13 protein-coding genes are annotated in these 14,670 nt (G+C 58.3%); 5 read left to right on the forward strand and 8 right to left on the reverse strand.

Annotated elements, in window-relative coordinates:
- Window positions 1-11: 11 nt before the first annotated feature.
- Complete coding sequence (locus tag C7H08_RS09310; protein ID WP_106671442.1) at window positions 12-968, forward strand: arsenic resistance protein; 957 nt, start codon at window positions 12-14, stop codon at window positions 966-968.
- A gap of 40 nt (window positions 969-1,008) precedes the next feature.
- On the opposite strand, the gene arcC is transcribed toward C7H08_RS09310, so the two are convergent.
- Genes arcC through C7H08_RS09330 form a run of 4 tightly spaced genes read right to left on the reverse strand, consistent with a single transcriptional unit; the run spans window position 1,009 to window position 5,677 of the window.
- Complete coding sequence (gene arcC / locus C7H08_RS09315) at window positions 1,009-1,917, reverse strand: carbamate kinase (RefSeq protein ID WP_106671443.1); 909 nt, start codon at window positions 1,915-1,917, stop codon at window positions 1,009-1,011.
- A 1-nt stretch (window position 1,918) separates the two neighbouring features.
- Window positions 1,919-2,920, reverse strand: a complete 1,002-nt coding sequence (locus tag C7H08_RS09320; RefSeq protein ID WP_106671444.1) for an ornithine carbamoyltransferase — start codon at window positions 2,918-2,920, stop codon at window positions 1,919-1,921.
- An 18-nt stretch (window positions 2,921-2,938) separates the two neighbouring features.
- Window positions 2,939-4,168 (reverse strand): arginine deiminase, encoded by a 1,230-nt coding sequence (locus tag C7H08_RS09325; RefSeq protein WP_106671445.1) that lies wholly within the window; start codon window positions 4,166-4,168, stop codon window positions 2,939-2,941.
- Window positions 4,169-4,228: 60 nt separating this feature from the next.
- Window positions 4,229-5,677 carry a YfcC family protein gene (locus C7H08_RS09330; protein WP_106671446.1) on the reverse strand — a complete coding sequence of 483 codons (1,449 nt, stop codon included), beginning with the start codon at window positions 5,675-5,677 and terminating at the stop codon, window positions 4,229-4,231.
- 224 nt (window positions 5,678-5,901) lie between these two features.
- Here C7H08_RS09330 and C7H08_RS09335 point away from each other — a divergent pair, with 224 nt between their 5' ends.
- A complete protein-coding gene (locus tag C7H08_RS09335) occupies window positions 5,902-7,296 on the forward strand; it encodes an ethylbenzene dehydrogenase-related protein (protein WP_106671447.1) in 1,395 nt (464 codons plus the stop codon).
- Complete coding sequence (locus C7H08_RS09340) at window positions 7,293-7,844, forward strand: DUF2231 domain-containing protein (protein ID WP_106671448.1); 552 nt, start codon at window positions 7,293-7,295, stop codon at window positions 7,842-7,844. The genes C7H08_RS09335 and C7H08_RS09340 overlap by 4 nt, the downstream gene beginning before the upstream one ends.
- A gap of 98 nt (window positions 7,845-7,942) precedes the next feature.
- Here the strand turns inward: C7H08_RS09340 and C7H08_RS09345 are convergent, their stop codons facing one another.
- The 4 genes from C7H08_RS09345 to C7H08_RS09360 form a co-directional block, all read right to left on the reverse strand.
- A complete protein-coding gene (locus C7H08_RS09345; protein WP_106671449.1) occupies window positions 7,943-10,168 on the reverse strand; it encodes a PepSY domain-containing protein in 2,226 nt (741 codons plus the stop codon).
- A 22-nt stretch (window positions 10,169-10,190) separates the two neighbouring features.
- Window positions 10,191-10,661, reverse strand: coding sequence for a DUF2271 domain-containing protein (locus tag C7H08_RS09350; protein WP_106671450.1), 471 nt, complete (start codon window positions 10,659-10,661; stop codon window positions 10,191-10,193).
- A gap of 55 nt (window positions 10,662-10,716) precedes the next feature.
- Entirely contained in the window at window positions 10,717-11,118 is a 402-nt protein-coding gene (locus C7H08_RS09355) for a PepSY domain-containing protein (protein ID WP_106671451.1), read from the reverse strand.
- 87 nt (window positions 11,119-11,205) lie between these two features.
- The gene (locus C7H08_RS09360; protein ID WP_106671452.1) at window positions 11,206-12,516 is read right to left on the reverse strand and encodes a ferredoxin reductase family protein; all 1,311 of its coding nucleotides are present in this window, start codon (window positions 12,514-12,516) and stop codon (window positions 11,206-11,208) included.
- 166 nt (window positions 12,517-12,682) lie between these two features.
- On the opposite strand from C7H08_RS09360, the gene C7H08_RS09365 reads away from it, so the two are divergent.
- The gene (locus C7H08_RS09365; RefSeq protein ID WP_106671453.1) at window positions 12,683-13,348 is read left to right on the forward strand and encodes a response regulator; all 666 of its coding nucleotides are present in this window, start codon (window positions 12,683-12,685) and stop codon (window positions 13,346-13,348) included.
- Window positions 13,338-14,666, forward strand: a complete 1,329-nt coding sequence (locus C7H08_RS09370; protein ID WP_106671454.1) for an ATP-binding protein — start codon at window positions 13,338-13,340, stop codon at window positions 14,664-14,666. Before C7H08_RS09365 ends, C7H08_RS09370 begins: the two co-directional genes overlap by 11 nt.
- Window positions 14,667-14,670: the final 4 nt, after the last annotated feature.

Genomic DNA, 14,670 nt, shown 5'->3' on the forward strand with positions numbered 1-14,670 from the left:
GTTTCAACTGAATGAAAGCGGCTCTGGAACGCCATCAGGTCTGGCTCTATCTGGCGGCGATTCTGGCTGGCATGGTGACGGGTTGGCTATGGCCCTCGGTAACCGGCGCGTTTGAAGTATTGCTGTGGCCCGGGCTGGGCATACTGCTGTACGCCACCTTCACCCAGATCCCGCTCACCCATCTGGCCACCGCCTTCCGGGACGGCCGTTTTAACCTTGCGCTGGTATTGGGTAATTTCGTCATCATGCCCATCGTCGTCTGGTTGCTGCTGTTGCTGGCACCAGCCGACCCGGCCATCCGGCTTGGCCTTCTGCTGGTGTTACTGGTGCCCTGCACCGACTGGTTTATCAGCTTTACCCATCTTGGCGGTGGCGACAGCGCCCGGGCCATTGCCGCCAGTCCGATCCTGCTGATTTTACAAATTATCCTGTTGCCACTGTATCTGTGGCTATTTCTGGGCAAGGAGATGGTCAGCGCCGACCTGACCGGGCATCTGTTACCGGTCTTTTTCGGGCTGATTCTGACGCCATTGCTGCTGGCCTGGCTGACGGAAAAAGCGGGAGAGAAAAAGCCAGCCGTTAAAGGCTATATCGAGGTGCTGGGCTGGCTACCGGTGCCTTTGCTGGCCCTGGTGGTGTTTCTGATTGCCGCGTCACAGATCACCCTGGTGCTGGAGACCGGGCGAATCCTGCCTATGCTGGCCGTGATTTTCACTATCTATCTGGTCGCCGCCGCTCTGGTGGGCAAGCTGCTGAGCCACGCCTTCGCCCTGCCCGGCGCTAAAGGGCAAACGCTGGCGTTCAGTTTTGGTACCCGCAACTCGTTTGTGGTGCTGCCCTTTGCCATTGCACTGCCGGAGCTCTGGTCACTGGCCATCGTGGTAATCGTGTTTCAGTCGCTGGTGGAGCTGTTTGGCATGACGGCCTATCTGAAGTGGCTGCCAGGGCTGTTTCGCGAGAAGTCCTGACTGCCGCATCCAGCTTGCCCTGATTCATAACAGCGACCTGTTACCCGGCAGACACGCGAGTGCCTGCCGACCCTTCAAGTATGGCGACGGCATCCTGCAGCCGGCCAATGCCGCTGAGCCCCCCGGCTTCGGCAAATTCACAGGCCGCCTCGAGCTTGGGGCCCATGGAGCCCGCGGGCATGTTAAGTGCTCGCGCCTCGGCCACCGTCAATGCCGAAACCGGTGTCGCCCGATCGGTGCCAAAGTCCCGGTAGACCGCATCCACATCGGTCAACAGGAGCAGCGCATCCGCCCCCAGTTTTCTGGCCAACAGGGCGCTGGCGGCGTCTTTATCGATGACCGCTTCGACGCCCATCAGGCTGCCGTCTTCCCGCCGCAGCACCGGTATTCCGCCGCCACCGGTGCAGACCACCACCACACCCTGCTCCAGCAACAGCTGCAACACTCTCAGATCGGGGATCTCGAGGGGTTTCGGAGAAGGCACAACTCTTCGCCATTTGTCGCCGTCCGGCGCAATACTCCAGCCCGCACCGGCCGCCCGGCGCTCAGCCTCTTCGCGCTCATAGACCGGCCCGACAAACTTGGTCGGCTTGGCAAAGGCCGGATCTTTCGGGTCTACCACCACTTGCGTCAGCAGCGTCGCGACCGGCCGGTCATGCTCCAGAGCATTTTCCAGTTCCTGTTCGATCATGTAGCCGATCATGCCCTCGGTTTCCGCACCCAGAACATCCAGCGGGTAGGCTTCATCCGGTTTGTAGGACGCACCCTGCAAAGCCAGCAGGCCCACCTGCGGCCCATTGCCGTGGGTGATCACCAGGTCGTGTCCGGCCCGGATGACATCCGCCAGCGACAGCGCCGCCGTTTTCACATTGTTGCGCTGGACCACCGCGGTCAGCGGCTCGCCCCGTTTCAGCAGGGCGTTACCGCCCAGGGCTGCGACTACCAGCATGTCAGTCTCCCAGGGTCGCCACGAGGACGGCCTTGATGGTATGCATCCGGTTCTCGGCCTGATCAAACACAATGGAGGCCGGGCTTTCGAATACCTCGTCAGTCACCTCCATGGCCTCAATGCCATGGGTTTCCTGAAGCTCTTTGCCCACCACCGTCTCGGTGTTGTGGAAGGCCGGTAAACAGTGCATGAACCGCACCCGGGGATTGCCGGTTTTCGCCATCAGGGCCGCATTGACCTGGTAAGGCATCAGCAGCTTGATGCGTTCGGCCCACTTTTCCTTTGGCTCTCCCATAGAGACCCAGACATCGGTATAAACGAAATCGACATCAGCAACGGCGGCGTCAATGTCCTCGGTGATGGTAATGCGGGCACCGGTTTCTGCCGCCAACGCTTTTGCCTCGTCCTGCACCGACTGGTTCGGCCAGCAGACCTGAGGCGCGCACAGCCGCACGTCCATACCCATTTTGGCACCACCGATCAGCAGACTGTCGCCCATATTGTTGGCAGCATCGCCAATGAACACATAGGCTACCTCCCGCAGCGGCTTTTCCACCTGTTCCTGCATGGTCAGAAAATCCGCCAGGATCTGGGTGGGGTGAAACTCGTTGGTCAGGCCGTTGTAGACCGGCACGCCGGCGTACTGGGCCAGCTCCTCCACAATCGACTGCCCGAAGCCACGATACTCGATGGCATCGTAGACCCGGCCAAGCACCCGCGCGGTGTCTTTCACCGATTCCTTGTGGCCTATGTGGGTGCCGGTGGGCCCCAGATAGGTCACTCGCGCACCCTGATCATAAGCGGCCACCTCGAACCCGACCCGGGTTCGTGTGGAATTCTTTTCGAAGATTAGCGCAATGTCCTTGCCTTTCAGCCTTGGCACCTCCGTGCCGGCGTACTTGGCGGTTTTAAGATCCGCGGACAACTTCAGCAGGAAACTGATTTCGCGCGGCGTAAAATCCCGCAGCGTCAAAAAATGTCGGTTCTTGAGGTTAAACGCCATGGCCCTGCTCCTTCGCTGTCAGACAGCATCTCTGATGGTTGGGCAGCTCATGCATCGACCGCCGCCCCGGCCCCGGCCCAGCTCGGCACCGGGTATTGCCAGAACCTCGATGCCGGCTGCGGCCAGGGCCGCATTGGTATCGTCGTTACGGTCATAACCCACCACCACCCCAGGGCTCAGCGCCAGCACGTTGTTACCATCGTTCCACTGCTCGCGCTCGCGCTCTTCCGGGCTATCGCCACCGGTGGGCACAACCTCCAGCGCCGGAAATCCCAGAATCTCGGCCACCACCTCGAACAGATGCCGGGGGTCCTGCTTGAAGGCCAGTGTTTTGGCACCCTCGCCGGACCTCAGGTCATAGCAGATGACGGCATCCGCCACCTCCGTGAAGGCGGTCACCACGTTGCCGCCACAGAAGGTGAACACCGTATCCAGGTGCATGGCGGAGCGGGATTTGGGCAGCTGACAGGCAATCACCCGATCGACCATGCCGCCATCGAACAGGGCTTTTGACAGCTGACCAATGGCCTGGGGCGACGATCGCTCGCCCATGCCCACCAGTACCGTGCGATTACCCAGGGGCATGATATCGCCACCCTCCAGGGTGGCCAGGCCGTGATCTTGCAATGGGTCGCCCCAATGCACCGTCACCTTGCCGGCAAATTTCGGGTGGAAATTATAGATGGCGGCCATCAGCAGGGTTTCTGGCTTGCGCGCCGTCCAGTACATCGGGTTCAGGGTTACCCCGCCATAAACCCAGGCACTGTTGTCCCGGGTGAACAGGAAGTTCGGCAGCGGAGGCAGCACAAATCCTAATGGCCCGAGATGGTTGCCAAACAGTCCGGCCGGATCAAAGGGCAGGTCCATCACCTCAAGGCCGCCAATCAGAAACTTCGCCAGCTCCTTGCCGGGCAGCTCGTCCATCCAGGCCCGCAGGTCCGACACCATGCCAACGCCGATGTGGTTCCAGTTAATCCGGTGGTCCAGAATCCAGGCCCGGCCCTCAGGGATCGCCAGCGTCTGTGCCAGCAACTCATTGACATCCAGAACCTCAATACCCCGGCTGCGCATCAGATCGGCAAACACATCGTGGTCTTTCTGTGCCTGTTTCACCCAGAACACATCATCAAACAGCAGGGCATCGCAGTTCGACGGCGTTAACCGCCGATGGGCCAGGCCAGGGCGGCAGACAATCACCTGACGCAGGGTTCCGGTTTCAGAGTGAACTCCAAGGCTTTGTTCAGACATGGCAGAATTCCTTTTATCCAGGGTTCACAACGGGGCTTAAAAAAGGGATCACAACGGGGTTCATAAAAGGGTACCAACGCTGATGATCACGGTTATAAACACGGTCAGAATGAGCAGCAAAGGCCAGATAAACGCGAGCCAGCGATCGTAGGACACCCGCCCGATGGCCAGCCCGCCAACCACCACCGCAAAGGTGGGGTTGATCAGGTTGACCAGCCCGTTGGCCGCCTGGTAGGCCGTCACCACCAGGTCACGCCCCACATTCGCAAAATCCGCCAGCGGTGCGAGAATCGGCATGGACAGCACCGCCAGCCCGGAGGAGGACGGCACGAAGAAGCTCATGCCAACCTCGATCCAGAACATGAGGTTGATAAACGCCAGCTCCGGCAGACCACCCAGCGAGGTTTCCGCGCTGTGCAGGATGGTATCGGCAATCATGCCTTGCTCCATGATCACCACAATGCCACGGGCAAGGCCAACCACCAGGGCAACCCCGAGCAAATCCCGCGCGCCATCGACGAAGCTGCCGGTCAGTTTCTTTTCGCCCAGACGGGCAATGACGCCGATCACAATCGCGGCGCCAAAAAACAGAGCCCCCATCCGTGCCATCCACCAGCCCTGGGACGACACCCCCCAGATCATGACGGCAAAGGTCAGCGCGAAAATAACCAGAGCAATGATCTGGGTTCTGGTGAGTCTGGCACTGTGAATCTCTTCATCGTGCCCTTGCAGAAACAGCTTTCGATGCGCAGCCCATTGTTTTGACACCACCGAGCGGGACGGGTCTGCCTTGACGCGGTGGGCATAGCGCATGACATAGCCAATGCAGATCAGCAGGCCACCAATCAGCAGAATGAATCGCAGCACGATACCGTCGGTAAACGGGATGCCCGCGGCGTTGGCCGCGATAACGGTGGCAAAGGGATTGATGGTGGAGCCCAGTACGCCGATCCCGGCACCGATCAGAATAATGGCAACACCGGTCACCGCATCGTATCCGGCCGCAAGTATGACGGGCACCAGAATGGCGTAGAAAGCCAGGGTTTCCTCGGCCATGCCATAGGTTGTGCCACCCAGGGCAAACAGCGTCATCAGGATAGGAATCATCCAGATTTCACGGCCTTCCAGATGGCGCATGGCGCTGCGTATACCGGTATCTATGGCACCGGTTGCATTCATCACACCGAGAAAGCCCCCCAGAAACAACACAAACAGAGCAACATCGATAGCGTTAGCCGCGTAACTGTCGGGATCGTAGAAGCCGGCAGTCGGGGCCAGCATGACCTCAACAAAGCCCTGGGGGTTGGGGTCCACGGTTTGATAGGTACCAGGCACAGCGACTTCACGGCCGACGTCTTCATTCATGGTCCGTTCATACTGCCCGGCCGGGATCACCCAGGTCAGAGCCGCGACCAGCACAATCAGGCAGAAAAGAATGGTATAAGCGGTAGGGAACCGCGAGGCGAGATCGTTTTCAGGGTTTTCTGGCGGATTTTCGTCTTCAGCCACGATGCGTCTCCTGTCCTTAATCGCATGGTGCAGAAAGATCCCTTACGGGAACCTCAAGAGAGGCTGAACACATCCTCAGGCGCTGGGCGCACTGGTTCAGACTTCCCTGACAAAAGCATAGTTCATGATTAGTTTTGAACTTATTTTTTTTCACATTGATGCCAGCTTTGAATTGGTCTTAACTCATATTTCATTTATCAAAAAAACAACAACGGATGACCATCATGGAAATAAGCAGTCGCGCTGCCTGGCTAGTTTTGGGGCTTCCCCTCGCGCTTGGCCTTGCCTGGATAACCCACGGAACTGGCGTAATCCAGAATGACCCTGATCGCAACATTTCCATCCCCGAAGAATTGACAATGCCGTTGCAGGTGCAAGCGGCGTTTAACGACACGCACGTGTATTTTCGCTACCGGTGGCCGGCCAGCCAGCCACACGTACTTCATGACGTACTGATCTACCAGAACGGTGAGTGGATCAGAAAAGGCGGTGGCATGCCCGGACCAAACCCGGAAGGATTTCATGAGGACCGGGTATCCATGATGCTTGATGATGGCAGCGTCCCGGGTTTTGATCGTTACGGCGGTTACATCGCCATTGGCGCCGGTGCCGCCGGATTCACTGATGAAGCACCCGAGGAAGTGACCAAGTCATTGCCAGGAACCCGTATCGATGTCACCGACTGGGCCAGCGTGAAGTCGCCGGAAACTCTGAACGCACTACGTGAAGCCGGCTATTTTCTTGATCTCTGGCACTGGCGGGGGCATCGATCAAACCCTTTGAACCTGTCGGATGATCAGTGGGTCGGCGAACAAAGAGGCGGTGACAGCGGCACCAGCCCCTACACCACCAACTGGGACAAAGACGCAAACGCGCCCAAATGGATGTTCAATCCGGAGACAACCGGCCAGTTCGCCCTGAAGCTTGACGAGATTCCAGGCGGTCAGGTCGGCCCGGACACCCCTTACTTCCTTTCCGACAGTACCGCCGTCGCCTTTGATCCAGAACACGAATGGCAGAATGGTGATGTTATTCCCCGGCGTTATATTCGCCAGACAGAAGGCTCCCGGGGCGATATCAAAGTGCAAAGCGAGGCGACCTGGAAAGACGGCTACTGGGATGTAACGCTCTATCGGCAACTCGATACCGGTGCGCCCACCGAAGACAAAATCCTGGAAAACCAGGGGCTTTATTCCGCAGCCTTTGCCATTCACAGGAACGCAACCGGCGGGCGCTGGCACATGGTGTCGCTGCCAGTGTCCCTCGGTATGGGACGAGAGGCGCAGCTCCAGGCCATGGCGTTTAACGGTGGCCAGCCCGAATGGGGCAATAACTGGAAAGAAGTAACTCTGTTCTATCCCGGCCAGGTCAATTGGCCATTGCTGATCAGCCGGGCTCATGCCGGTGCCGAAGATATTGAAATCGGGACACCCGTGCAGGCCCGTCACAGCGAACGACAACTGGCCATCTACGGTGTCGAAATGGAATTTAACAACGAAATCATAAGCCAGTGGCTCCTGACACTGATTGCGGGGCTCCTGGCCATGCTTGGCGTTACCATAGGGCTGCTTTCCGTTTTCTCCGCCCGAAGCACCAATAGAAAAGGAGCACGCTCATGACCGGCATTCACCATATGCTTGTCCACTTTCCTCTCGGATTCTGGGCTCTGGCAACACTCATGATTCTTGTGGGCAGTTTCTTCAAAGGCAGGCTTGCCGACATCAGCCGTGAAGCGCTGCTTCCGATTCTTGTGCTCAGCCTTCTGGCCGCTGCAATCACCGTCGCCAGTGGTTTCCTGGTATGGCCTCTCGAGGCCGCCCTCGCCAGCCCGCTCACCCGAAATCACATTCTGACCGCACTTTGGTCACTGGGTATTTTCACAATGCTGACCGTTCTGGTCTGGCGCGCCGGCAGTGGCGCTTTTGAGGGCGCTCGGCGCTGGGTGCTGGTTTTGCTGGCGCTCACCGGCATGTCCATCTTTGCCACGACCGGCACCATCGGTGGACACCTGGTTGGGGCAACAACACAGTTTTCAGAGTTATTGAAGCTGTTGGGATGGGATGTGTACAACACCTTCTACACACCTACATGGGTGATTGGCGCGCTGGTGCTGATCGGCTTGATCTGTGCAGTGGCTGGCCGGATAAGCCAACGCTCAGCCCGATAGAACAAGCAGGCCAGTCCTGGCCATCAAACACCTGATTTATGCCTCGAATGGCGGGGCGTAAATCAGGCGTATGCCTCCGTTCGCCGATAAGCCCAGACTCAGTAAACATCCTCCAGATACCGCCCCTGGCTTCTCAGTGTGTCAACATCAGTTGCCATTGGCCTGAGAATGTCGTCAATGACCTGCTTTACCCCCGCGGCCATATCCCGGCCACCGCAGACCAGAATCTGAGCTCCCTTTTCAATCATCTGGCGTACAGCAACCTGATCCTGCCTGAGCTTATCCTGAACGTAAGCGCGCTCGTCAGACCGGGAGAACGCGGTATTCAGCCCGGTCAGCCGATGGTCGTCAAGGTAGCGCCCCAGCTCAGGCTGATAAAGAAAATCCGAGTGCGAATTGCGCCCACCCCAATACAGGAACATAGGATGACGTTCGGTGTTTTTCCGGATAAAACCGGTCAGCGGACCAATTCCTGCGCCGGCTCCGATCAGAATAACCGGCGTGTTACCAGTAGCTGGCCGGAAGCCGGGATTGGGGCGGATAAAGCCATCAATACGATCCCCGGGTCTGAGCTCGTGCAAATACCCGGAGCAAAGACCGCCCGGCTGTTTGCGCACGCATATCTCCAGAACCCCGTCAGTGACAGAAGATGCCAGCGAGTAGAAACGCGGCGCCTGGCCCTGCGGCGGCATAACGCCCAGCAGATCGCCCGCTTCGAATGGTGGTAGCGTTTCAGGGGCCCGGGGCAGCCACTTTTGCCACCAACCGCGGCCCGGCTGTGCCGCCTTGAAGCGCAGGATACTGGTAGGGGCCTGCACCGCCAGCCCGTAATCCGCCCGCTCTAATAGCGCCAGCTTTACCGTGGGCGGCGGCAGCGGGTCGTAGGTCAGCGCAAGCGGCGTCCCGACAATCCCACTGATCTTGTCTCCCCACTCGCTGAATTGCGAAGCGGAACACCGATCAATCAGCTCGACGGGATGCAGTCGGCTCAGCCCTTTGCTGGCGAGTGCCGCATCCACATTCAGCGCAAACTGACAGAAGTTCGGGAACTGCCGGTCACCAAAACCCAGCACAGCGTATTGCAGAGTCTTTTCACCCCTGAAATCACTGAGCCTGGCCATAAACTGCCGAGCGGACGCCGGCGCGTCGCCGTCGCCATAGGTCGAAGTCAGCACAAAAAGCATGGCGGCCTGGGGATAATACTCAGCCAACGCGTTCATCTCGGCGCAATGCACCCGAAAACCGGCCTTGTTCAGGCTGGTGTGGAGTTCCCGGGCAAAGCCCCAGGTCGCGTTAGCTTCGGAGCCGACCAGGATAATGGTATCCGCCTGAGCGGCATTGGCATTGTCCAGAAACTGCCCGGATGACCGGCGGCGCTGCCACCAACTTGTTATCCCCGTCACCGAGAGTACCGGCACCGTCAGCGCCGCGATGCCGAGAATCAGGCCCAGCCACCACAGGCCCTCGCCGGTGTGCAAACTGACGATCCACTGCTGAACCAGGCTCGCTTCAGAGCGAGGCTGGAACTTCAGCAGCTCACCGGTCGCCTGATCCGCAAATCCGGACCCTCCACTGGTGGTCAGGGAATAGACATCCTGCGGGTCATCAGGATAGGGAAACACCAGTTCCCGCAATTCATTGAGATCAACAGCCATCAAGGCATTTAGTGAAGATACTGCCGCCGGTTGCCCGCCAGAGACCTCGGCCGGGAACGTTGGCCCGGTTTCAACCGGCTCGGGCAACAAACCAAACCGTTGCGCCGACAGATAGCTGCCGGTCAATGCCGACAGCAGCAACCCGAGAACGGCAAACCGGGCCAGTTCGGCGTGAATCCGCTTGCTACCGGAACCGGCGAACGGCCGCAACAATGCTTTCCAGCCACCGGTGCGACGGACCAGCAACAGAATTCCGGAGAAACACAGCAGCACCATGACGGCGGCCATCACCCCGGCCAGTGCCCGCCCGCTGTTATCCAGCAGAAACGAGCGATGAAGATCCTTGATCCAGGTAAAAAAAGCCGATGGCTCATAGGGCGCAATACCCTCGCCGGTCAGGGCGTTGACCAGATCCGCCCCGGGCTGGCCGTCACGGTTGTAATAGACGATCACAGCACCGGAAGGGCCACGGACAATCTGTTCGGTTTCCGGGTAGTGGGCCACAACCCGCCCTGCCAGCTCCGCCACGCTCATCTCGCCAGCAGCCGGGATAACCGCAGCCGCCCTGTCCATGGCGGGCGCCAGGGCCAGAACCGCCCCGGTGATCGCAAGCGTCATCAGGAACAACGCCGCGAACAGGCCCGGTAAACCGTGTAATTTGCGCAACATTACTTTCGCTCCTGCCCGTCCGTCAAAAATCGTAACGGAATGAGCGAACGTAACCACGCCCGGTGACCGCTTTACCGGAGCCTTCGCTGGTCAGGGGCACGGCAACATCCGCCCGATTATCCCGCATATCTTCAACGGCAGTGTCGATACGGATCTCGTGGCCACTGTCGATCAGGGCATCATCCAGGTCCAGGGTGATTTTCAGGGTGCGCCCGCTGGTGATACTGGCTCCGGTCAGGCCATCGTACTCAGCCGGATTCAGCCCACCGATTCGCGCCCAGCCACTCAGATGCTTGTAGTACTTGGATTTTTCCCCCGCCACCCAGAGCGTCCCCTGATATTTCCCGGCAGTATCGGTAAGGTAAAGCGCCAGGTAGGCGCCGTCGCCGCCATAGTTGAGTAATTCAGTTGTGAAGGTAACTTCACGGGCTTGTGCAAAAACGGGAAGAGCGAGTGTTGTCGCCAGGCCCAGAGCAACCAGAATCTTGTTCATGAAACCTCTCCGGCAAAATGAAAATACTGCTATAAAATCATTTTTAATCAATAGTTTATTCGACTTTCACACTGGGGCGACCTTTGACAATCCCATTGCGAGGAGCCGAAGATTCGCTGGTGTCAGGCGTAACACCCCACGTTTGAGAGCCGTAACTGTTGTCAGCATCATTCTCATCATTCGTTTCCTCACGCTCGAGCTTAAGCTTCATCAACGTGAGAGAAGCCGGGGCAAAAGACGCCTTTGCTCTGTACTGTCCGGAAAGACGGCCTTTTACGTCATAACAGCCGTCGTCCACCTTAATGCGGTACACCGTCCAACCTTCCGCTTCCAGTTTCTGGCGCAGGTTTTCCCGGGGCTGCCATTTAGCCACCGGATCGTCACAGTCATCGTCCGCCAACAGCGGCGAACTCAGAAACAATAGAGCGAGGCATAAAATAAAGGGCCTGGTTTTCATGGGATGTCTCCTGTTGAATCCACACTGAACACTCTATGAGAATTTCCTGACACTGGCCTGAACGCGGCAATTCCCGTACAGCGAAGTTCAGCGAAATTGAAACACTTCTTTATGGAAGCGCGACAGGCGCAATGGCCCGGCCCGTAACCCTTTCTTGATTGCCTGTCCCAGGCCTGCCGGGCCACAAAACCATACCTCCGCCTTAGTGGATAAACGCCCATCGGCAGCCAGTTTTTCGGCCGAAAGCGACTCACCCCTGGCACTGTCATGAATCTGCAGATTAATGCCGTGAAAGTCCCGGCAAAGCGTCCGGAGCCGTTGCACCATGGGGTCCTGATCAGCATTTCGGGTGCAGTAGTGCAGGTCTGCCTCCGGTGACGGAGCCGTGTTGCTGTCGATGGCTTCAAGCCAGGCCAGGAAGGGCGTCACGCCAATGCCACCGGCAATCCAGATCTGGTGGGACTTGCGGTTTCTTCGATTGAAATCAAAACGGCCGTAGGGGCCCTCAACCTTCACGGTTTGCCCCACCCTGATTTTATGGCTGAGATTACGGGTAAAGTCCCCGAGTGATTTAATGAGAAAAGTGACTGAGCCATCTTCCTGGTCAGCACTGGCAATGGTGAACGGGTGAGCACCTTCAGTTGTGTTAAAGGTGACGAGTGCAAACTGTCCCGCGCGGTGTCCCCGCCATGCTGAACCCAAATGGCAGGTAACCTCGGTGATATCCCGGGCCGGGGTATTAATGGCCGTGATCGAGCCCTGGACCTGGCGACGACGGCCAACTCTGCCCGTCAGGGAAAGCACGCTGGCGAGGCTACCTCCGGTGAGCAAGATTGCCATCAGCACACCAACCGGTTGCTGCCACCATTGCAGCGGAGTGAGCCAAGCCGCATGAAAAGCAAGCAACAGGTAAAGCGCGGGCATGGCCCGGTGCAGATAGCGCCAGTATTTATAGGGGAATTTGCGCCACAGGGTAATCAGCAACATGGCAAACAGTAAATAAATGGCGAACTCGCCAACCTCTTCGGCGGCGTCGCGCATGGTGTCGATAAATCCTGAATAATGCTGCTCGTGCCCACCAGCTTCACCGAAAATCGACTCTATAACGTCATCACCCATCTCGATCAACCAGTGGGCAGCGGCAAAGACTACGGCCAGAATGCCGGCCCATTTATGGGTGTGGTAGATCTGGTCCAGCCCGCCCAACGGCCGCTCCAGCCAGGCTGGACGCAGCGCCAGCATCATGGCCAGCGACATCAACGCGATGGCCAACCACCCGCTGAGCAACAAGCTCTGATCATAAACCGACCAGGGCGAAGCGGCCCCCGGGCCTGCAGCGAGATTCCAGGCCCAGAGGCCTGAAACCACAAACATAAAAGGTAAAATTATCCGGATCATGACCTCTTCTCCAACCGACACCTGGAATAGTTGGGATAAGGCTAGCGCCTGAACCTGACAGGCAGCTGAAGGTCAGTAGCGTGGCATATCAAGGTTCAGAGCCATTCAGGCTGCTGTCAGGTCTCGGCTGTAGTATCGTTCTCTCAAGGAGCAATCGAGGTGAGCCATGCGGGTACTGTTGGTTGAGGATACGGCCGGGCTGGGCGAGGCAGTGCGGGATCAGATCACCGATGATGGCCACGCCGTAGACTGGGTGCAAACCCTGGCCTTTGCACAGGCCAGTGTGCAGACCACGGCCTACGACCTGATGCTGCTCGACCTGATGCTGCCGGACGGCGATGGCTTTGGTTTTTTGAGAAAACTGAGAACCACCGGAAACACCACCCCCGTGATCATCCTTACCGCCAGGGATCAGGTGTCGGACCGGATTGAAGGGCTCAATGCCGGCGCCGACGACTATCTGGTCAAGCCCTTTGATCTTTCCGAACTGTCAGCCCGCGTGGCCGCGGTCGCCCGTCGTTACCGGGGCAATCCAAGCCCGCTGATCCGGGTGGGTGATCTGGAAGTGGATCTTGGTGATCACCGCATCCGTCGCAACGGCCAGCCATTGGAGCTCACTGCCCGGGAGTGGGCACTGTTCGAAGGCTTTATTCAGCGCCCTGGAATTCTGTTGTCGCGGTCGCAGTTGGAGGATCGCCTTTACGCCTTCGGGGCAGAAATCGAAAGTAACACCATTGAGGTCTATATCAGCCGTTTGCGCAAGAAACTGGGGCGCGACGCCATCATCACGGTCAGGGGCATGGGCTACCGCCTGGAAACACATGAGCAATAGATCCAGCTTACAGAAAAGCCTGAGCATCGGCCTCACCCTCGGCGTCACTCTGCTCTGGCTGCTAGGCGTTACCGCGTCCGGACTCGTGGCGCAGCACGAAATGAACGAGGTCTTTGACAGTGCCCTGGAAGAAACTGCGCAGCGCATTCTGCCGCTGGCCGTGACCGACATCCTGAACCGGGAAAATGGCCCCGGGAATCAAATCGCCCCGGCCATGAAAGACCATGACGAATACCTCACGTACCTGGTCCGGGACCAACAAGGCAACCTCCTGCTCCAGTCCCACGATGCCGACCCCCGGGTGTTTGGCACCCTGCCCCGGGAAGGGTTCTCTAACACTTCGACCCACAGGATATACGGAGCATCTGCGGTCAGTGACACCATGTTTATTGAGGTAGCCGAACCATTGGCTCACCGGCGCGAAGCGGCACTGGAGGCGGGTCTGGCATTGTTAATGCCTCTGGTTTTCCTGATTCCGATCAGCCTGCTGGGTGTCTGGTGGATTGTCCGGCTTTCCCTGCGCAAGGTGGTCGAATTCCAGCAATCGATAGAATCCCGGGGCGCAGGAGATCTCACCCCCGTAGCAGAGGATCGGTTACCAAAAGAGTTTGAGCCGATCGCCAAGGCCGTCAACCTGTTGTTGGAACGCTTGCACCGCGCTCTCGAAGCAGAGCGGAGTTTTACCGCCAACAGCGCCCATGAATTGAGGACACCGCTGGCCACGGCGCTCGCTAAAGTGCAGCGGCTGCAAGCCCGGATTCAAGGTGATCAGTTAAAGACCACTGTTACCGAGATTGAGGAAGCACTGCAGAGTCTGTCGGTACTGTCCGGAAAGCTGCTTGAACTGGCGAAAGCCGAAGGCGGCGGGGCACTATCACAGAATCAGCAAGATCTGGTGCCAATACTGGCAATGATCGTGGATGATTTTCAACGCCAGGCACCGGGGCGAATTATCCTGAGCCTGCCCGAGAGTGTAGTGAACTCCTTTCTGGATCCCGATGCCTTCGCCATCCTGATGCGGAATCTGATTGAAAATGCCCTCAAGCATGGCTCCCAAACGCGGCCGGTGGAAGTCAGCATGGCGGACGATGGCTTGTTAAGGGTGCGCAACGGCAGTGACGTCGTGCCTCCGGATCAACTTGCCCTGCTGCGGAACCGCTTTGCCCGCGTAAAAACCGGTGCCAGCGGGTCTGGCCTGGGCCTGGCCATCGCAGACGCAATCGCCACAGGTGCGGGAATGACATTGCATCTGCGCTCACCGGCAACAGGGCGGCAGGATGGTTTTGAAGCGGAACTTAATGTCGTAACCGCCCGGTGAAATT

The organism is Marinobacter halophilus (assembly GCF_003007685.1).
GTDB lineage: Bacteria > Pseudomonadota > Gammaproteobacteria > Pseudomonadales > Oleiphilaceae > Marinobacter > Marinobacter halophilus.